The 20,568-nt window shown below is 35.5% G+C and carries 15 protein-coding genes; 6 read left to right on the top strand and 9 right to left on the bottom strand.

Going from position 1 to position 20,568, the window contains the following annotated elements; translation table 11 throughout:
* Positions 1-254: 254 nt before the first annotated feature.
* The 4 genes from JKG64_RS01845 (at position 255) to JKG64_RS01830 (ending at position 6,127) form a co-directional block, all read left to right on the top strand.
* Positions 255-488, top strand: a complete 234-nt coding sequence (locus tag JKG64_RS01845; RefSeq protein WP_210352639.1) for a helix-turn-helix transcriptional regulator — start codon at positions 255-257, stop codon at positions 486-488.
* A gap of 295 nt (positions 489-783) precedes the next feature.
* Entirely contained in the window at positions 784-3,288 is a 2,505-nt protein-coding gene (locus JKG64_RS01840) for an AAA family ATPase (RefSeq protein WP_210352638.1), read from the top strand.
* Complete coding sequence (locus JKG64_RS01835; protein ID WP_210352637.1) at positions 3,281-4,894, top strand: hypothetical protein; 1,614 nt, start codon at positions 3,281-3,283, stop codon at positions 4,892-4,894. Before JKG64_RS01840 ends, JKG64_RS01835 begins: the two co-directional genes overlap by 8 nt.
* A 51-nt stretch (positions 4,895-4,945) precedes the next feature.
* Positions 4,946-6,127: a hypothetical protein gene (locus JKG64_RS01830; protein ID WP_210352636.1), complete on the top strand. Its 1,182-nt coding sequence runs from the start codon at positions 4,946-4,948 to the stop codon at positions 6,125-6,127.
* An 18-nt stretch (positions 6,128-6,145) separates the two neighbouring features.
* Here the strand turns inward: JKG64_RS01830 and JKG64_RS01825 are convergent, their stop codons facing one another.
* The 4 genes from JKG64_RS01825 to JKG64_RS01810 all read right to left on the bottom strand — a co-directional run bounded on the left by JKG64_RS01825 (position 6,146) and on the right by JKG64_RS01810 (position 9,106).
* Entirely contained in the window at positions 6,146-6,547 is a 402-nt protein-coding gene (locus tag JKG64_RS01825; RefSeq protein ID WP_210352635.1) for a type II toxin-antitoxin system HicB family antitoxin, read from the bottom strand.
* Positions 6,548-6,583: 36 nt separating this feature from the next.
* A complete protein-coding gene (locus tag JKG64_RS01820; protein WP_210352634.1) occupies positions 6,584-6,760 on the bottom strand; it encodes a type II toxin-antitoxin system HicA family toxin in 177 nt (58 codons plus the stop codon).
* A 100-nt stretch (positions 6,761-6,860) separates the two neighbouring features.
* A complete protein-coding gene (locus JKG64_RS01815; RefSeq protein ID WP_210352633.1) occupies positions 6,861-7,553 on the bottom strand; it encodes a hypothetical protein in 693 nt (230 codons plus the stop codon).
* Positions 7,554-7,567: 14 nt separating this feature from the next.
* Positions 7,568-9,106 (bottom strand): ATP-binding protein, encoded by a 1,539-nt coding sequence (locus tag JKG64_RS01810; protein ID WP_210352632.1) that lies wholly within the window; start codon positions 9,104-9,106, stop codon positions 7,568-7,570.
* A 239-nt stretch (positions 9,107-9,345) separates the two neighbouring features.
* Between JKG64_RS01810 and JKG64_RS01805 the strand changes: the two genes are divergently transcribed.
* On the top strand, positions 9,346-9,996 hold the full coding sequence (locus JKG64_RS01805) for a DUF4145 domain-containing protein (protein WP_210352631.1): 651 nt from the start codon (positions 9,346-9,348) through the stop codon (positions 9,994-9,996).
* 41 nt (positions 9,997-10,037) lie between these two features.
* Here JKG64_RS01805 and JKG64_RS01800 read toward each other — a convergent pair whose 3' ends face one another.
* Positions 10,038-10,712 carry a hypothetical protein gene (locus JKG64_RS01800; protein ID WP_210352630.1) on the bottom strand — a complete coding sequence of 225 codons (675 nt, stop codon included), beginning with the start codon at positions 10,710-10,712 and terminating at the stop codon, positions 10,038-10,040.
* Between the two features lie 115 nt (positions 10,713-10,827).
* On the bottom strand, positions 10,828-12,345 hold the full coding sequence (locus JKG64_RS01795) for a hypothetical protein (protein WP_210352629.1): 1,518 nt from the start codon (positions 12,343-12,345) through the stop codon (positions 10,828-10,830).
* An 890-nt stretch (positions 12,346-13,235) separates the two neighbouring features.
* Here JKG64_RS01795 and JKG64_RS01790 point away from each other — a divergent pair.
* The gene (locus JKG64_RS01790) at positions 13,236-14,318 is read left to right on the top strand and encodes a type I restriction endonuclease (RefSeq protein ID WP_210352628.1); all 1,083 of its coding nucleotides are present in this window, start codon (positions 13,236-13,238) and stop codon (positions 14,316-14,318) included.
* Between the two features lie 118 nt (positions 14,319-14,436).
* Here JKG64_RS01790 and JKG64_RS01785 read toward each other — a convergent pair whose 3' ends face one another.
* Genes JKG64_RS01785 through JKG64_RS01775 form a run of 3 tightly spaced genes read right to left on the bottom strand, consistent with a single transcriptional unit; the run spans position 14,437 to position 20,387 of the window.
* A complete protein-coding gene (locus JKG64_RS01785) occupies positions 14,437-15,510 on the bottom strand; it encodes a TlpA disulfide reductase family protein (protein WP_210352627.1) in 1,074 nt (357 codons plus the stop codon).
* A 35-nt stretch (positions 15,511-15,545) separates the two neighbouring features.
* The gene (locus JKG64_RS01780) at positions 15,546-16,955 is read right to left on the bottom strand and encodes a RagB/SusD family nutrient uptake outer membrane protein (protein WP_210352626.1); all 1,410 of its coding nucleotides are present in this window, start codon (positions 16,953-16,955) and stop codon (positions 15,546-15,548) included.
* 12 nt (positions 16,956-16,967) lie between these two features.
* Positions 16,968-20,387 carry a SusC/RagA family TonB-linked outer membrane protein gene (locus tag JKG64_RS01775; protein ID WP_210352625.1) on the bottom strand — a complete coding sequence of 1,140 codons (3,420 nt, stop codon included), beginning with the start codon at positions 20,385-20,387 and terminating at the stop codon, positions 16,968-16,970.
* Positions 20,388-20,568 lie beyond the last annotated feature (181 nt).

Below are 20,568 nucleotides of genomic sequence, written 5' to 3'. Positions count from 1 at the left end.
ACTACAATGTCTGATATAACGACCACCACCATAGTTTTCCAGTAAGGCATGCCCTCCCATAAAGGGAAGTACAAATATAGCACTTTCTTGTGAAAGGGCAATTCTTACCGTTTCGAAGATGGTCGTTAGTCAGACTTCGAATCTCGTAAAATATTTAGACTCCCCTCCTAGAGGGAAGCTTATTGTCAATTAGTTAAAACAAATATAAGAATAAAAATAACGTGTGGCAATAAAACCACAAAATATATTTACCAATGGATCAAAAACATGCCAAATATTACATTAGAGTAGGAAAGAATCTCAAAAAAAAGAGATTAAGTGAAGAGTTAACTCAAGACCAATTGGCCAAAAAGATTCCAAAAATGGACAGATCCAAGATAAGTGATATGGAAAATGGAAAGGAAGATTTTTTCTTTTCGACACTTCTAAATGTATGTGACGCACTAAATCTGACATTGGAAGAAGCAACAAAGGAAAATGAAGAATAGCGCAACCTTTCTTACGTAACAGAATATTATGAATTATTATTCATCGAAAAAGTGGTAGATAAAAACCGAGCGAAAAGACGAAGCATTACCATCAAAAGCATCCTATTAAAATGAATAATTAGAACAAAAATCTACTTCTTATAAGCTAGCAAGGAATTTCTACAAATAATTAGTGCCATTTATACAAAAAAGTAATTAAGAGTATAATTCAAGTTCATTAGTTGTTTTAAAAGAACTCTTAAGAAATAATCAATTTAGATTAAATACAATAATAATAAACGTAACATCCAAAGAAATGAAAATTGGAAATATAACTGAACTACAAGAAACAATATCCTATCAAAATAATAGATTTTCTGATCAAAAATATATAATTTGCATTAGAGATGAGAGATATGAATACAACGTAATCCCTTTAATATGCAATGACAATGGTAAATTAATAGATTTAGATCATTTTGAATTTGAAAACAATTTATTTGCTTCACGTCCTCCATATAATAACCCTCATAATATAGAAGACCTACCTTTAAATAGGTTCTACTATAACCAAATAATAAAAATAAGCTATGGAACCATAGTAGAAAATAACGGTGCGGAAAATCCGAACTTACCAAAAGTAAAAACCTTTAATGCGAATATACGCAATCTAGAAACGAATCAAGTTATAGAAATTTTCGATGGTAAACTTAACGAAGCAGATTCTTTGTTTACTCCTTATTCTAGTCAAATATTCGAGCTAATTAAATATATATATGTTGAAACAGAAAACTGCTTTTTCACTATCGCTAATGGCAAACTTATAGGTCCTTTCCTAGCTCTAAAAGTAAATGATAATTCCTTTACAATAATCAAGAGTTCTTTCAGGGCTTTTGGAGAATATGAATTAAACGAAAAAACCTATTTAGAATTTGAAGCAAATGAACTCTCTCGTAAAATTTATATTCCAGACACCTCAAATCTGGCCTTGAAATTTAAAAAAGATTTTGACTTTATAAGTGATGAAGAGCTTATAAAAAAGTTTGAAATAGAACTTCAGTCTCATCCGGATTACTTCAATGAATCCTCTTTGGAAGCCATAAAAAAAGTAATAAATAAGTCGTCCGAACTAAAATCTTTAGAAAATGTGATCAAAGAAAATCATCGTCTACAAGATCTTCTTGGAAAAAGTAAGAATATTTTAGAAAGAAATATTCAACTGATTAATTTCATACCAGATGTAAAAAAAATCAAAGATGATAAGCAAAAGTTAGAGGAGGATATTTTTGTACTGAACAGAGATTTTGAGAAACTAAAAATAGACATCAACAAAGAAATAGACGAATTAAATCATACCAAAGACACCATCTCAAATGATATATCCAATCTGGAACAGACTAAGAAAGAAGAATGGGATAGAAACAAAAATAATCTAGACAAAGAAATCGAAATACTTACCAATCGCAAAAACAATTTGGAACAAGAGGTAGAACAAAAACAAGCCGACCTTGAGCGCCATCTAGAGAAGACGAAAAAAGATATTGATTACTATGAAAGACAGAAAAACGAGTTAAATCAAACAATTGCAAGCTTGAGAGAGGATTTCAAAGAAGAACAAAAAAATGCTCAAACCAGTTTACAGAATCTAGTAAAATCGAAAATTCATTTTGATTTTATTAGTGGTCGTGATCTTTCGGAACAAGATGACCAACAGGACGCTCATGTCCGCCCCCTAGTCACTGTTGACAAATATAATAAAGAACAATATAGAGAATTTAGAAACGATCTACTAAACATACTGAGACAATACAATAGAAACTTTGAAACCCACTTTATTGACAATTTACTAATTTCTATATTTCAAAATACACTAACAATATTTGCAGGTGTTCCTGGAACAGGAAAAACGACCCTAGCTAGATTATTAACAAGGATTTTAACACCAAAAAACAGAATAAGAGAAGTATCTGTAAACAGAGGATGGACTTCTCAAAAGGACCTCATTGGATTTGTAAATCCCTTAACAAAAAGATTCCATTCATCATCTAGTGACATATATTCCTTGCTAAAGGAAATCAATAACGAGTCAAAGGAGCAAAGTGTTTATCAAAGTTCGCCAATTTCATTCGTTATACTAGACGAAGCAAACCTCAGCCCACTTGAACACTACTGGTCCTCTTTTTACAATCTTACGGACTCTACTGGAATGCTAGAAATCAAACTAGGTCATAATGAAGTTATAAACTTCCCTAATAATCTCCGCTTCATTGGGACAATAAACTATGACCATACTACAGAGGAATTGTCACCCAGGGTTCTAGATAGAGTAAACATCATTCAATTAGATAAATCGCCTGAAATCAATGTTAACAATATATCTACGAACGAAGTGGAGAATATTCGAATTACATTTGAACGTTGTTGTGATTTTTTTGCTCTTTTACCCCAAAATAACATTGATTTTGCGATAGACGATAAAACAGAAAAGATATACAAGGAGATTAAAACTGAATTTAAAAACTTAAAGATTTTTATCAGTCCTAGAGTTGAGATTGGAATTAGAAGATATGTAGCACTTGCTAGCAAATACATGTCTGATGTCAATAAACCATTAGATTATTGTATAGCTCAAAGACTACTTCCACTTATAAATACCCAAGGAGCCGAAAGCAAACACAAACTAGAAAATCTGAAAGAGAAATTAAAAGAGCATAAATGTGAGATATCGTATCGCATATTAGACGGTATTATAACCACAGGATCAGAAAAAGGAATTTATGAAGATAATTTCAATTATTTTTTAACATTATCTAATGTTTAAACTCTTTCATATAAACAAAACAGAAAGAAGGGAAGTTCTTCCCGAAAATGGCATCTATGTTGTTTACGAATTGTATGAATACACTTTCACTTATACCGGGCACATAGTAGAAAAGACTATATTTCTCGAAGACGAAGCCCTTGAATACTCTTTAGTTAGAGCAAATCCAAATAATTTAGAATTAGTTACTAGTTCAAGAATCTTTGCTGACCACTTCGGCTATATAACATTATTAGTTAACAATGAAGAATTTAATATCGAAGTAAGAATACAAAAACTTAAAGTTCCAGAGCTGGAAGATATATTATTATACGTATGGAATCAAGATCCAATAATTTTTGACAACTTCTTTTCAAAAAGCTCTATAAAATCGAAATTAGAATCATCGAATGCTGATTTCAGTTTTAGTTCAAAATTCGTCAATATTTTTGAAGATTATCATGTTTTTTTTAAATCAAAATATTACACGTTCAAGTCATTGTCTCATTATGTATTAAGAAGTGAAGAAATAATCAAAGACTACTCTGATGCTGAAATCACCAGTAAATCAATTGAATGGTTGTTAAACAATATTGATCAATTAGATTTTGATTATAACTATAAAAACGTGGGGGATTCAATTAAAATAGACAATCAATATTCTGTAGTTGATAAAATTCTCACTGAGGAGAGAGTAAATGACTACAACATTTACGAGAATCAGATCATTTTAGGTTCCTTTGACTTTGTGTTGGAACTAATAAAAAAAATAAAAGGAATTATAAAAAGTAATGTTCCGGACATTATATCATACAACAAAGAATATTACAGTATCAACGAATTTAGAGTCATACCTTTCATAAAACTCAAAAATGATATTGAGAAGGTTGAATCAAAAATCAGGTATCTTAAGTTAAAGTATAATGAGATTTTTCCAAATACCACACCGAAAAATGCTATACCAAAACTGACATCTGTTTTTTCGAATAAAAAGCATTATTCTGAGGCCTATATCAAAATCAAGCTGATGCGAGATATGAAATTTAGTCTTGATGGGGAGCTTCGATTGTTAAACATAAAAAAAATAAGCACCCTTTATGAAAGGTTTAATCTGTATGTGCTAATAAATTCTCTATTAAATAAAAAACCTATTACATTCAAAAAGTCGAACTTATGTAGTAACGATATTTTTCATAAATATGTTTTACATTACAATAGTTTCAGCATCACTCTTTTTTACGACTTTTACATTGGAAATATAACTAATGAATCAGGTTTACAGCGGATATCCAATGGTTATTATAAACCAGATTACGTTATAAAAGTCGAGCACCTGAGCTCTAGTAAAATTTATATTCTAGACTCAAAATATTCTTCATACTCAACAGTCAAGGGTAATCACTCGTTAAAATGTATCAAATCATATATACTCGACACAGCCGTGAGCGTAAATCCCACGCGTAAAGTAGAAGAGTTAGTTCTATTATACCCAGGTGAAAATGAAAGTATTCTATATGGAGATAATATATTTAAACCAAAAATATCGATAATGCCTTCAAAAGTTAAAACCACAAATCTTAGCGAATTCATAGATAGATTATTTTTTGAGTTGCTAGAATTGGTATAACCTTAATTAACAGCGACAAAAAACAGTTGGTATAAAATCTAAACCAAGAAAATGGAAAGTATTATCACAAGAAAGAGTTTAATTTCAGTAATTAAATTCAACTTAGAAAACGATCATATATTTAACGCTAAGACCCCAAAGTACAGAGTTAAGAAACTTGATGTAATAAATGAGGATAGCTTAGAATGTATCTATTATTCAAAAGCTAACGAGAGTGCAGAAATAAAAAAGGAAATTGCTGAAATAATGGGATCATTCAATGGCTTCTTTAGAAATGGTGATTACAGAAAAATAGAATTCAAATACTATTGTGTCTCTGCAATCGATGAAGATGACAACGAATTACTTTATGCAATATCATCAAAACAGACTTCTGAATTAATCGGAAACAACGCAATAGAGTGGTTAAAGCTAACATATTTTCAAGAAAACACAAATGATTACAGGACAGCGCAAGCCAAGGTTCTTATTGCAGAGATTGAAAATACTTTGCGAGAAACTATATGTAAAGTTCTTGAGGTAAAAAACAAAAGCAGTTGGTGGAAAATATTTATTGATAACAAAATAAGAAAAGAAACAGAAAATCTATACAAACGTCAATTTGATGAGCAAACGAGTGACGGGGCTATTTTAATCAACTATACTTTTACTTTAGATCTAAAGAAAATAGTATCTTCAAATTGGGATGATTTTTCCAATCTATTCGGAGACCGAGATAGTTTTGCTCAATCTATGGAAGACTTGAATAGGATACGGAGAGAAGAAGCTCACAATAGACCTATTTCACATCAACAACTCGAACTATTGAAACGAGTTCACACGGATGTATTAAAGGGGATATTTGATTTCTTTCCCTCAACCCACTCAAACTATCTAGCCCAAAACTGGAAATTAAAAATTCAGAAAATCTTCACCTATGGATTCCAGTCTTATATTCCAGTAAGCTGCCCTGGAGAATTCACCGTAGATAAAATAGTACAAAGCTCTACTAACTTAATACGTTATATAGAAAACATTGTTGTAGAATTAGAATCTATAATAGTTCCTGTCGAAAAAAAACAAAAGCACACGAAGTTAATCACCTTATTTAATAATTCTATTAAGATAGAAAGAATGAGAATAGATTCTGCTACTTTTGGAACACCCAAAAGTAGCGAAGTCATAGAAATGACGAATCAACACCGGGTTATTATGAGTCAATTCATTGAATCATTTTTACTAGAAGAATCTTAAATAGTTTTTAAGATGGCCCTAAACTAGTTCTATTGATTGGAGTTCTTTTGCAAGATTATGCAAACCATCCTCAATCTTTTTTAATTGAGGTAACCGAGGCTTTTTTAAGCCAGAAGAATAATGTTGTAACTGACGCTGATTGATACCTGTAATCTTTTCTAAAGCGGCATTGGTAAAGATACCTTTATAATAGTTGAGAAAGCTCTCAGCATCGAAATGATAGACAATCTTGTACTCTCCTTTCAGTATTTTTGGTGTATTTTCTAGAGAATTATACTCCTTTAATAATTCAATGCTATCAAGTATTGAATTTTTAGTATCTTCTACTGTATCTCCTGCTCCATAAATACCCGCAACATTTTCGGCATACGCTCCAAACATATCCTCCCCGCGCTCAATTATAATTTTTAGAGTTTTCATATATCCTCCTTTAGTAATAAACATCAGGATCAGGAGCTATTTCAGCCCCAGATCCTTGATGATTGTTAGCAAAAGACCATTCGGAACATTTCTACCTCCATGAAAAGGAACTGGGTAACGAATACCATCCTTCTCATAAATTGGATGTTTGCCATCAGCGACTCTACGCCAACCGCATCTTCTGACTAATCTGTGCAGTTCTTTATACTTCATGAGAAATAATATTATTAGTGCGGCTATATTACCGCCTGTAATTATCACCACACTAACTGAACCACATTACAAAGATAGTAATAATACTACCAATTGCAAATTATTTTTTATTTCTTTTTATAAAATTGCTTTCTATGTACTCAAGTAGATCTAAAAGTCTAAATACATCATTTGAAATAGCATTATTATGATAGATCAACTTTTTGATTATTATATCGTAATCTATCTTCTCACGTCCCTGCACTGGTAAAAATTCCTGCATGATAATTGAATAATTGTGCACCATTTCATTTCTATTAAAAGATAAAAAATCTTCCATTAAGTCCACAAACCATTTGAATTCCTCTAATTCCTTTAGTTCAGGGAATTGCTTCCTAATTAAATCTAGCAACTTCATCATATACACTTCTTTCTTGTCAAGTGGCTTTTCTAGATATAAATTTAAGAGCAGTGCAATCCGATTCCAATATCCGTAAATACAGTGTATTGTTGACTCCATCATAAAAGTCAATCTATGGTTGTAAATGTTAGGATCAGTTTTATCTAAAGATACCAGTGGACGAAATAACAAACAATTTAAAACACCAAAATGAATCTGATTACTCAATGACTGAATTTCATACAATAAATGATAACCATATCCCTCAATATATTTATCGATTACACTTAATCGTGCAAATCTATCCCAATACCCATCATCGGAAAGCTTATTATCTAATTGCAGTAGATTACTTAGTTTGCTTTGTTCACTAAGTTGTTTCAACACTTGGTTGTATTCAAAGATAAAATTCATTATCTCAAGATCTACTAAACAAGCGTAAGCATAAAAGCCCTCATATCCTTTATTGAAGTGCTCAATTGACCACTAGTATATTTTTGATTACGTACGTTTTCAGGATGGTGAATCTGATGCCGTATATACTCTGATAATGTTTTTTGTTCCACTCTTGTACCTCCTCCCTTCAACTCTCTTACGTATGATAAAGTTTGTCTGCCGACAAAGTAATTTGTTAGCTCTCCGATTAGTTCTAAATGTCCGTATAATTCATTATGATATTCTTCTGTCTCATCTCCAAATGCTAAATAATTGACCTCATTTAACGACGGGTATGGTAAACTTCCAGCATTTACATTTGAGACCTCCTTATGCCCCTCTTCTGTTAATGAAACCAGTCTCAGATCCTGGAATGACAATCCTTTAACAACATTCGAACCATGCGTTGTGAGTAGTACTTGGGTATTATTCGCAGAAGCTAATCCGCAAAACGCTTTTATTAGTAATTTTTGATGATGTGCATGTTGCGACGTTTCGGGCTCTTCAATAGCGTAAATTATAGATTTAGAGTTAGACTCTGCTGCTTGCAACCTACGCTCTGCTTCTGCCCTAAAAAAGTTCAATAGTACTAATCTTTTCACCCCACTACCTCTTTTATTAATTGGAATATCATTATCTCCAAATATTGAAACGTTTTTAAAAACATCTAGCCATTTTAGGGAATCTTTTGGAGGAATTATAGGTGTCAAGGAATTTGCTATATCGGGATTCATCTCCCTCAGTTTATCTAAAGTGCTGTCTACTACTCCGGTTAAATGCTGCTCAACTTTTAGTGCAACTTCATTAAGAGAGGCCACGATATCAGCATCTCCTAAAATTTGTCTTACAGCTTCCTTTAATGGATCTTGTACTTCGCTATCCCCATCGCTGTTCTTTCTGTCGGATTGAAAAAGAGAGTATTGAGGCAAAAAGGTTTGAAGTTGATCCCAAATTGTCTTGGTTTCACCTTTAGTTACATCGATTTCTGTCAATTCCAGATCAAGTGCTTCGCCAAAGTGTTGCCAGATAGACTGCCTCAATACTGCATTAGCAGTTTGATTATCACATTGGATCCCATGCGCTTTAACAATGGCTTTTAAATCCGTATTCTTTTTTAAAAGTAAATCAGAACACTCGTCATTCTTTGGATGATTAGCTTTTATATAAACCTTTTCTTTTCCTGCATTAGGATAGCGCTTAATAATCTCTAGATCTCCATGAGAGTTCAACAAATATTCTGAAGACAACTGAGTTCTATTACTTACGTCTAAAACAACATCTGCTGGTAATTCACAAAATGTTGCTGATATCATAATCTCTGTATCTCCCTCTGATAATGCTGTTTTGTTTACATCATCTTTATCTAATTTAATTACACCTTTACCTTCGTTAAAAAAAACATCTAAGGCTTCTAAAATTGTAGACTTCCCAATATCGTTTTTACCGACTAATACTGTAAGGTCATCCATCAGAATTGTAGTCTTATTGTAATACCCTCTAAAATTTTTAATTGTTACCGATTTTAATTTCATATTGATTTAAGTAAATATCTTAATTGCATTCTTGGTGACATCAAGATAGCAAAATATAAAAACCAAAGAGAACAAATTCAACAATTTATTGTAAATGACCTCACGAATTCCTAGTAAAATATACAGAAACCTAACTTTTATACTGCTCAATATCAAACGAGAAGCTCTTTTACATTGTAAAGACATGTAAATTTCACTATATTTAAGTCAGTATAAAAATTACTAGAATTATCTCCGAAATGAAAGTTAACCTGAATAATATTAAACGAGGTTCAAAAGCAAATATCGCTATAAAATGTCCACATTGTGGTCATAATGGAAGCTTTATTCCACTTGAAATGGATGATATTGACATATATTCTAGTAGCAATAATCCAGAAAAAACATTAGGTTTAAGAAAATGCCCTAATCGTAATTGTAACGGTCATTTATTTTTTATCTCTCACTACCGAGGAAATATACTTTTTACGTCACCATCTGAAACTATTCCTTTTGACAGAAACAACATACCAAAAAACGTAATAAATGCCTTTGAAGAGGCAATTAAGTGCCATTCTGCTTCATGTTTTATCGCATCAGCAATTATGATCAGAAAAACTCTTGAAGAAATCTGTATTGATCGAGGATCTACTGGAAATAATTTATTAAAAAAACTTCAAGATTTAGGAAGCAAAATTCTCATACCGCAAGAACTAATAAGCGGAATGAACGAATTAAGACTTCTGGGGAATGATGCTGCACATATTGAAGCACAGACTTTTTCTGAGATAGGCAAAGAAGAAATTGAGATTTCCCTAGAGTTTACGAAAGAGATATTAAAAGCTGTATATCAGTATGAAAGCTTATTATCTAGATTACGTAGCTTGAAAGATAAAAATAACGGACAGTAAGTTGTAATCATTGGCAATGTATTTCTGTTAAAACTGTAACTTCATATAAAACTGTTCGTTACAGCTTTGTACACATTCTCTACTACAAACTCGAATTGAGAAATGGCTTTGTATGAATTTACTTTAGTTCCATAACTTAAGTCCGCACCATGCAATATTTTATTTCGACTTAACACATTTGGATACTTCAATGATTCTTCATCAGAAAAGCGAAGGCCTATAATATCACCATTGCTAACAGCATCTATAATATGAGAGATGAGGGGGAAAATCCTCAAATCAGGATTCCTCTTGGTAAAGTTTTCCATCTTAGACTTCTTTCCTTTTGTAAAAAGATCCTCTCCACATAAGTCTCTAAAAATCCCCTCCGATAGTATCAAAAAAAGCGGCACAGAAGCTGTGTAATCACTTCTTAAATGGGCTTTAAACGCACTGTTGATCATCTTTCTCCTTTTTGGGAAACGTCTAGTTGCTTTCGTCCAAAGAAAGAAGAGACTCCAACGAAGTTGCCTAATAAAATGTCTATCAATAGCCTTGTTCCCTCGTAACATAAAAGGTATTAACTTATTAGGATGTTCCTCTAGTCGCATATGCCATCCATAGTCTCTGAGAAAAATATCATAAGCATCTCCAAATTCTTTAGGCAATCTATTATTAAGTGCATCATCTATAGTGAGCAATGTCTCCTTAAACGTGACGAATTCATCTTCAGTCATATAACCACTTTTTTCTATCTACGAGATGGTTCTTCCCATATTATCTATCTACTATTGTTTAAAACAGTGTGCTTTTCCGTCCCTATTAGTTTATTAACAGTATTTGTAGGGGAAATTACTTCTTCCCATATTTTCGAAATGCTGCTATCGTCTGGAAAACACCATAGCCCATGAAGATAATACCAAATATTCTGGCTAGGTCAGTTAAAACTGTTCCTTGTGCTTGGTAGTTATCCAGTTGTAATTTGGGATAGGTAGCGATATATCGTATATAGTCTGCTGACCAATTCGAATCACAAAAAAGGAAAATCCCTAAAGAGCCTTGATATCCTGCAAAAGAGATTAAACCAGCTATCAAAGTAAAAAACACACCTAAGAGCCAGTTTCTCCCATGCCAGTTGGATAGCTCGTTTAAAAACAGAAGGAGTTCGTCCCCCACATTATCTTTAGTCCGACGGAGATAGTTTTGTTCCCGCGAACGGTATTCTACAGATTTATCAGTATCCCCATTGCGCTCGGCCAGCAATCTCAATTGGTTGTAAGTGAACTTAGCATTGATATTAAAATCTCGTTCATTTTCTATGCAAGGTAGCATACTAAGATTATCCAAATAATTGACTAACCGTTCTGGATAATGAAACAGTTGCATACCCAATATATTCGTGTTGACGAAGTGTATATGTCTAAATGTATTGAGATCAAAAAAGTGTAAGTTAATGTTGTCTAAAATCGAATCGTAGGCCGTCAGGTGATTTGTGTATTTATTGGCTTTGAGAAACCCTTCAGCTGAGCAGGTTGAATTGATGAAATTGATCTTGCCGTGATTAGAGAAGGTGTCAAATGTCAATGCATTAATTCCCGAACCTTTGACGGTAATGTTAGAGAAATTGGTCCCTGCAAAATTGAGATTTACATTGACATGCTCAATCAAAATGTCGCCGGAGTTCTTGTCACCGATTGTTAAATCAGTTGTAGTAACATGAATCCTTTTGTACACAGACTTTACTAGTAAAGGTGTGTCAAATTTGCATTCTTCTACGTAAAGTTTGAGCGGACGAGGGATTTCTAGTGTACTCTTTTCTAAAATTATGCAATTGTTTAGATGAACCTCATCTATCTTATTTCCCTCAAAATAGTCGTCATCGAAATATGCAGTGTAATCGGTGATTTGACTGATACCACAACTTGTTAGTTCTAACTTCTCAATAGGTGACTGGTATAGCCCGTTTAACTTGACTTCATCTATATCATTGATAGTGACATTATGAAGTTCATTACTTTCCCTAATGATGAGCGACAGCTTTTTAGTTTCCTTTACGTTGAAAGACCTTATGCTATCATTTTTTAACTCAACTTCTATACTTCTGTCTACTATAGAAATACTAGTCATAAAAACATCACTATCTTGTATATAGATGTATACTTCTTCTGATTTCTCTTCTAGAACCCCCTTCCTGTTTAGGAGGTTCAACTTCTTGGTTCCTAATCTGTAGCAGTTAAAACGCGTGAAGATGCAGTATGAGTCTAATGATTTGAAAATATCAACTGTATTTAGATAAATCTGATCGATTTGTGATTCACGTCCAAGTGAAAGAGAATCTTTAAAATTCGATCTTTCAATCGATAAGGACATAATTTTACACTGATCTAATCTTAATGAGAGTGTAAATACACAGTTTTCAAAAATTAGATCAATACAGGTCAAGTTGTATATTCGTAAACTATCGCTGTAGTGAAGATTCTTAATTATAACTGTTTTTCTTTGAGTACCATCTAGTTCAAATAGCTTCTTCGGATCATCCTTTAATCCATCAAAATAAAAATCTTCTAATTTTTCCAAGTTCTATGTATGTATCTTTAGACCTAAGTATTCATTAACGACAAGAAGCGAACAATCAAAGCATCTTGTTTATATTACGTAAGCTCGATTAATCGTTTAGATTATGTTTAAGTGTTTTTTAATCTGAGTGTCGAACTCAAACCTGATCCATTCAGATTTTAAATCATCATTCGCGGGAAGCAGTTCTGGATTGCTAAAATCCCACTTATCTAGCACCCTTACAATAAACTTGTTGGCTTTCCCTAAATCATAGAAGGTAGCCACAATTTTGGCTGTGTGAGGATAGGTACCGCACTTATATTGTGAAGCTTCAATCGTACCGTGCTTTCGTGAATATAATACTTTGATTTCTCTCATTTGAACTTTATAAATGCTACGGCTTCGTATACGTAGTTTGGCTTCTCCTAAAATAGTCAAAACTTATTCAGTAACCCAATGCTTATTCAACAAATTATTGCACAAAGGTCATAACTTAAATAGAATAGCATTTACGGGAAGCCGTAACAACCTGTATTATATTATTATTAAAATTGACAATATTGTAAAGTGGATTGTAATTAAATTCAAAAACAATTGATTTCATGAGGTTTATTATCTAGCTTTAGGTAACCATATAAACGGAGAAACATAGTATTGACCAAATCATGTGCTTTTGAGATGCGCATAGACTTTAACAACAAATTATGGAAACAGACTTAAAAATGAAGTTGGAACAGCTGCACCAGCGTGTAGACGCTCTGAAAGAGCAGATCGGTACAGAAGAGGCTACGAAAAATGCTTTTGTAATGCCTTTTATCCAGATACTGGGGTATGACATCTTCAACCCTACGGAGGTGATCCCTGAATTCATCTGTGATATCGGAACGAAAAAGGGGGAAAAAGTAGATTACGTGATTAAGAAGGACGGTGAGCCGATACTGATTATCGAATGTAAACATTGGAAGGGTAACCCTGATGCGCACAACTCGCAGTTACACCGTTATTATCATGTTTCTAAGGCTCGATTTGGGGTATTAACTAATGGCCACATCTACAACTTCTATGCGGATCTGGAGAAGCCGAATATCATGGATGAGAAGCCTTTCTTTACGTTGGATCTGTCGAACCTGAAGGACTCTAATATCAAGATACTGGAAAAATTTACCAAGCAGGGCTATCATCTGGAAGGTATATTGGATTCGGCTGAGGCATTGAAATATATCAAAGCGATCAAGAAGGAGTTTGAAAAAGAAATCGACGAACCGAGTGATGAGCTAGTGAAGTTATTGGTCAGCAAGTTTTTTGACAAGCCACTCACTGCTACTAGAATGCTGGCTTTTAGGGAGTATACCAAAAAGGCATTGACTTCGTCAATCAATGAGTCTATAAACTCGAGGCTAAAAAGTGCGCTGCATATCAACGATACTATTCCGCAGAAGCCAATAGCCGCTGTAGAGCCTATTGATGACAATACGGAGGTGGATGAGGGGCCTAAGATAATAACGACACAGGAGGAACTGGAAGGCTCACAGATTGTAAAAGCTATCCTCAGGGAGCATGTCCCCTCGCCTAGGATTGCATTCAGGGATACACAGTCGTACTTTGGAATATTGCTGGATGATAATAATAGAAAACCGTTGGCAAGGCAACATTTCAACTCGGCAAATAAATACCTGGAGGTATTCCATAATGGCAAAGACAAGGGCGAAAAGAAGCTGCTAGAGGATATCGATGATATATTTACCTACAAAAAGGAACTGGTCGAGACGCTGAAACAGTATGAGTAGAGGCTGTACAGGAAAGGATTATCATTATCTAGGAAATAAATTCGTTGCACATATAGCGCAATAATTGTATTTTTGCACATATAGTGCAACGAATGAACTTCTCGGATACGCTTAATGATTAATCATACAATTCAGCCAGCTTTTGATCCAGAGCATCACCTCTCAAGTCTTTAGCGATAATCTTTCCGGAAGGGTCGACCAATAAATTGCTTGGAATAAATTCGATAGCATAGGCAATAGCAACGTCATTTTTTGCGCCTTTGAGATCGGAGACATTTACCCAGGGCAGTTTATCATCTCGAATAGCTTTTTTCCAACTCTGCATTTTATCATCTAAGGAAATACCTATCACTTCAAATCCCTTTTCTTTATATTTATTATAAACCTTCAACACGTTAGGATTTTCTGCGCGGCATGGTATACACCAACTAGCCCAAAAGTCTACTAAAACATAATGCCCTTTAAACTCGTTGAATGACACAGAATTGCCTAAAGTATCGGGTTGTGTAAAGTCCTTGATTTGCTCACCTACCTGACTTCTGGACAAGGCGCCTAGCTTCTTTGCAACTTTATCACCAGCAAATGTTTGTCTGACGGAATCGTCCAGCAAGCTATATAGATATCGTATTCTGCTAAAATCCCGTTCTAGTCCTATTAAATATAAACTGTAAGAACTCGCTGGGTTATTCAAAATAAATGCCTCGACTCTTTTGTCATTTTGGCTTCGCACAACTTTGCGTTCTTTTTCAATTATTGCCTTTTGCTCTGCAGGCGCTTCGCGGAGTGCAGTATACAAAGAATCCCAAGTATGCCTTAGATCTTTTGTAAAAGCATCAAACAGATCCGCATCACGTTGTACAGAGGAGCCTTTAAGAACATATGTATCCGTCCTGTCAGCAATACCATTTAGTTGAATATTCCCTGGTTCAGCAAAAAAATGATAAAAGCTAGACCCCACTGTCAATGTAATACGTGTGGGCTCCAATAAATCAGTACTCCATTCAAATCTTTCATTCTGGATAAGAGAAGTGTCAACAATGGAAAGACCATCTTTCATATAGAACAACGTAACAGCGCCATTTGACAGCTCTTTGAGATGGGCCGATAATGTGGTATTCTGCCCACTCACTGTTAGACTCAAACTGGATAATATGGCAAATAAAATATAGCGGGAGAAGTTTTTCTTCTTCATTGGGATATCGTTTAAATTCATTTTGTATTTGTGTGTTAATTGTAACCAGGATTCTGCTCCAGCAAATTGTTCAACTGCCGCTGTCCCTGGGGAATAGGATACAGCGCTGCATCAGATGTATAACCTGCCTTTTCATCACCAAGTACAGTGGATGCCGAGCTCTCTATGGTTACGTTCCTCTTTAAATCAAACCAACGATTACCCCACTCAAAGCACAGTTCTAACTGCCGTTCTTTCATAATCGCATTCAACACTACTTGCTGTGAAGTCTTGTCTATGATACTATTCTCCAATCCTGCTCTCCTACGGATGACATCTAGATCTTTCACCGCTTGTTCTAGATTGTGTAGATGCGCGGCCGCTTCAGCACGTATCAGTAATACTTCTCCAAGCCGAACTATCATCAAATTCTCTAGAGGGAGGCTTGATGCCTGCTTGTTCTTATATTTGAAAGGATAATAAAAGCTATCCCCCTTGACAATGGATACTCCTACCCAATGCTGAAGACGTTGATCAGATTTTTCAAATTGATTGAGAAGAAATGGAGTTACCAAATATTTTGGCAATACTCCGGCTGACGGGACAAAAGTCTGAGCGTCATCAGTCTGCCTATAAGAGTTCTTTACAGGTAGTTGCCAAATCGCTTCGTCACTACCTTCTAAGAAAGCTGCGTCTACAGCAACATCGCTGATACTGTAGATCCCACTTTTGATCACATCATCGGCTGCATCATATGCCTCCTTCCAATTTCCGCGGTATAGAAACACTTTGGACAACAATGCTTTTGCTGTGTAAAGATTCGGGCGCTGGCGTCCACTCGATGGATAATCGGGAGATAAATCGATAACGGCCTCCTCTAAATCTTGGATAACCTGTCGATAGACCTCGTCAACGGAAGTCCTTGGAAAACGAGCCGTATGTTGATAATCTGTCGACGTGACTAAAGGTACCCCTCCAAATATATTTACCATATTAAAATAGTATAGAGCCCTGAGAACTTTCATCTCGCCTGATATCTGCCTGATAAACGATTGTGAAAGACCTTTGCTATGTGACACACCCTCCAGAATATCGTTTACTTTGTATACTCCTTGATAAGGATATTGCCATAGAGAGACTATGCCTCCACTCAAAGGTGTCAGCATATAATTATAAAAATGAGTATAATCGGTGTTGCTAGCTGTAACTGAGATTTCGTCGGCAGAAAGCCCTGTGGCCACAGTAAAATTGGCATCGCTATAACCAAATCCTTTGCCTTGACTATAAGAATATGCGCCTACCACCGCAGACATCGCAGTGGCACTATCGGCAAATTGTTGTTCTTTGGTGATGAAGGTCGGCGGGTTGCCCGGTATCTCTATCAGCTTTTTGCAGCTTCCGAAGAGGTATAATGCGGTAAATAAGAAGCTGATTTTGATTATATATATATAAGCGCTTTTTTTCATGATAATAACTGCTTAAAATTTAAGATTCAGACCTAACGCAACAATCCGCTGTAAAGGTAAAGCCGTAATAGTGCCGGGCTGCTCAGGATCGCCAACCTTATAATTTGTAATGGTAAACAAGTTTTGAGCATTGGCATATATCCCTCCTCCTTTTACATGTATGTGCTTCAGGATTCTTTCTGGCAATGTGTAGGACAGAGCTACAGTCTTGACTCTCAAATATGTATTATTGCTATATACGCCGTCAGATTGGGTAAAAATAGGTATAGTACGAAGAGAGCTCGAATTATAACTGCTTGCTAAACGCTGGATGAGAGCATCATCTCCGGGTTGCTGCCAATAGTTATCTAATATCGCTACAGGTTGATTAGTAGGTGCGCCGGGGAAATCTGACGTGTAAAGAGCAGAAAGATAGTTGGGCGAGTAACTACTTGAAAACTGGCAAAATATATATAGACCAAAATCTTTATATGTAAAATTGTTACCAATTCCCCCCATATACTTGATATCCATATTGCCTATAGGCACCTGGTCTCCCCCATTGGCTGCCATCCCGAACTTTGGATTATAGGTGGTGTTACCGTCTTTGTCATAAAATTCATATAATCCGGTGTCTGGATTGACCCCCTTATATTTATATCCTATTATTATAGAAGTCGGTTGTCCAATAATATATTTATTTGCATAAGCAGAGGATGCTAAATCTGGAAAATCAAGCAGTTTATTCCGGTTAAAGGTCAGATTAAAAGTAGAAGACCACGAGAAATTATCATTCTTAACATTACTCGACATGATTGTAAACTCCCACCCTTTGTTTTGTACAAGTGCATCTAGGTTACCAAATACGCGTGTAAAACCCGTCTGTACCGGGAGTGGCATATCCACTAACTGATTGCCCTGTCTGTTTCTATAAAAAGTGGTGTTTACGGATATTCTATTATCGATGAAGCTTAAATCTAACGCTAGGTTCAGAGATTTTTTTGTCGCCCAACTAAAATCTGGGTTATAGAGGTTATAAGCATAGGCTGGTTTAATCCCCTGAAATGGTAGAACTCCTGATAAATTTTCGTACAATGCCTGATAAGAGTAGGCTTTGGAAGCATCGCCGCCGGTAGTACCATAGCTTCCAGAAAACTTGCCATAACCTAAAAAGGAAACAAGATCTCTGACAATCTTTTCTTCTGAAAAAATCCAAGCAGCCCCTATTGATGCGAAATTACCGAACTGACGACCAGGTCCAAAGTTGCTAGAACCGTCCCTTCTTCCCGAAGCTTCCAGGATATATTTCTGATCGTAAATGTATTTAAGACGGGCAAAACCTGCACTATATTTAAATAGATTTTTGGTTTCAAAGGGGTAAGTATCGGTAGCTCCGATAATAGACCCTAAGAAGTTATCATTTGAATAACCATATCCTTCTACCTGGTAAGCATCATTTGTAACCTTCTTATAGGTGCCCCCAAGTAAAGCGGTCAGTATCCCTCCACCAATCGAAAGGTTATAATTCAGTTGTGGCTCAACATTGATCGCCTGTGAGACATTACTGCCAAAGCCCGCGCTTGCTTCTGCAAAGGAAGGATTTTGCGAACGGGCAGGATTTTCAGACCGCTCGTCTGTATTACTCCTACTAAAGCCCACGTTAGTACCTATCATTAATCCTTTCGCTATCTTATAGTTGATCCTCAAGGAACTATTGAAATTATAGTTTTGTAAATACACAGGTTGCATTAGCGAACTATAAAAGTTCTGAACTTCTAAAGGATAACCGTTATAATTCCATACCAGATCTCCATTAGGGGACACCAAATCAGGCATATTGGGTGCTAGTAGTACTCCTTGCCTGCCTTGATAATTGGCTGAATTATTTTGGTCATATCCATAATCAGCGACTAAATCAAGTGTGAAGCGATCATTGGCTGAGGTATTGTGTATAGCGCTGTGTAACGTAAAACGCTTGTCCGAAAAATCACCAGGATAGTTGTAATCAGAACTTGTATATCCTGCTGCCACAAGAAATGTATTGGAAGCAGAACCTCCGGATAGGGTGGCGTGCATATCTGTATTACGTGTCATCTTACCTGTGATTATTTTTTGCCAGTTGGTGTATTTATCCTGTTCAAAAATTGTAAGATCAGGTGCAAATCCCTCATAATCGTTAGGATCATCAGAAGGTACTAGCCCGTCTATCGCATACGCCTCTCGCCGTAACTGAAGATATTGCTGCGTATTCATCAGACGTGACGGCCGAGCGGTGGAATTAAACTGTGTATTTAGATTTATATCAAGTGTAGTTTTTCCAGACTCACCCCGCTTTGTCGTTATTAAAACAACTCCGTTAGCAGCCTGAGATCCGTAGATGGAGGTAGCGGCGGCATCCTTCAATATACTTATACTTTCAATGTCATTGGGATTGATACTATTGAATGGACTGAGTCCTGTTGGCTGGCTTATTCCTCCATTGAAAGACTGTGCCGTGGCAAGATTATTCAATTGATTGATATTGACATTTTGAGGTGCAAACGGAACACCATCAATGATAAATAAGGGTTGGTCATAAGGCTTGACCTGTAGTGTTGTGCCTAAGGTATTCTGCCCACGGACTTGCACCAATGCAGTAGAGCCGGGTACGCCATTGGTAGCAGAAATTGCCAAGCCAGCGACCTGGCCCTGTAATGCCAATAACGGATTGGTGACAGGTTGACGTGCGATTTCATCTGCAGATACGCTTGATACAGCGCCAACACTGAGGCGCTTGGATTCTGTTCCATAAGCGATCACCTGAACTTCGTCTACGGGATTATCATTTAATCTTAATCTGACAGAACCTATATCTCCTGCTCCATTAACTTCTCGATCCAGATAGCCTATAAAAGAGATAATTAGTACACATGAATTCTCTACATTATTCAAAACGAAATACCCCTCATCGTCGGTTGTAGTACCTATTTTTGTATTCTTGACCTTGATGCTAGCTCCAACAAGGGGCTCTCCTCTATCATTCGTCACTCTCCCCTTAATGGAGCTTTGGACTATTACCTTGTCTATAGGCATAGAAGCAGAAATTGCAGGTTTGGACTTGCGAGATATCATAATAGATTTCCCCTGAATGGTATATTGTAGGGATTGCCCCTCCAGTAGTAGATCCAAAGCGGCGGAAAGATCTTTATTGCTAAAGCGCTGGGTTACCTTTTTTGCATCTTTAAAATCCTTATCATCATAAATGAGGATATGTTTGGACTGTTTTCCGATATCGATCAATACTTTTTGGAGGGGTACACCCTTTACGTCAATATGGACCCGCTGCGCAGTCACACCGCCCATAGCTCCTAAAATGGAAATAAAGAATATACATATGGTCAATTTCATCATCAAAAAGATATGTGGAGAGATTATTCCCCTGCCGGTTCGATACGGTTTGTTTTTATACTTCATAAATTGTTCATAAATGAACAATACGCCACCTAATAACAGATATAATACAGTACTTCCAATGAATTTGTAGTGGTACTGTATAATCCGTAAGTTTGTATTGTCCGATTAAAAAATTAAGTTAGTTGCTTAAAATGTGATCTGACATCACTGCCGTTGGTGTTTGCTGCACGACGGCAGTACT

Source organism: Sphingobacterium tabacisoli, from assembly GCF_017908035.1.
Classification (GTDB): domain Bacteria; phylum Bacteroidota; class Bacteroidia; order Sphingobacteriales; family Sphingobacteriaceae; genus Sphingobacterium; species Sphingobacterium tabacisoli.
This window is presented reverse-complemented; position numbering and strand designations above follow the sequence as displayed.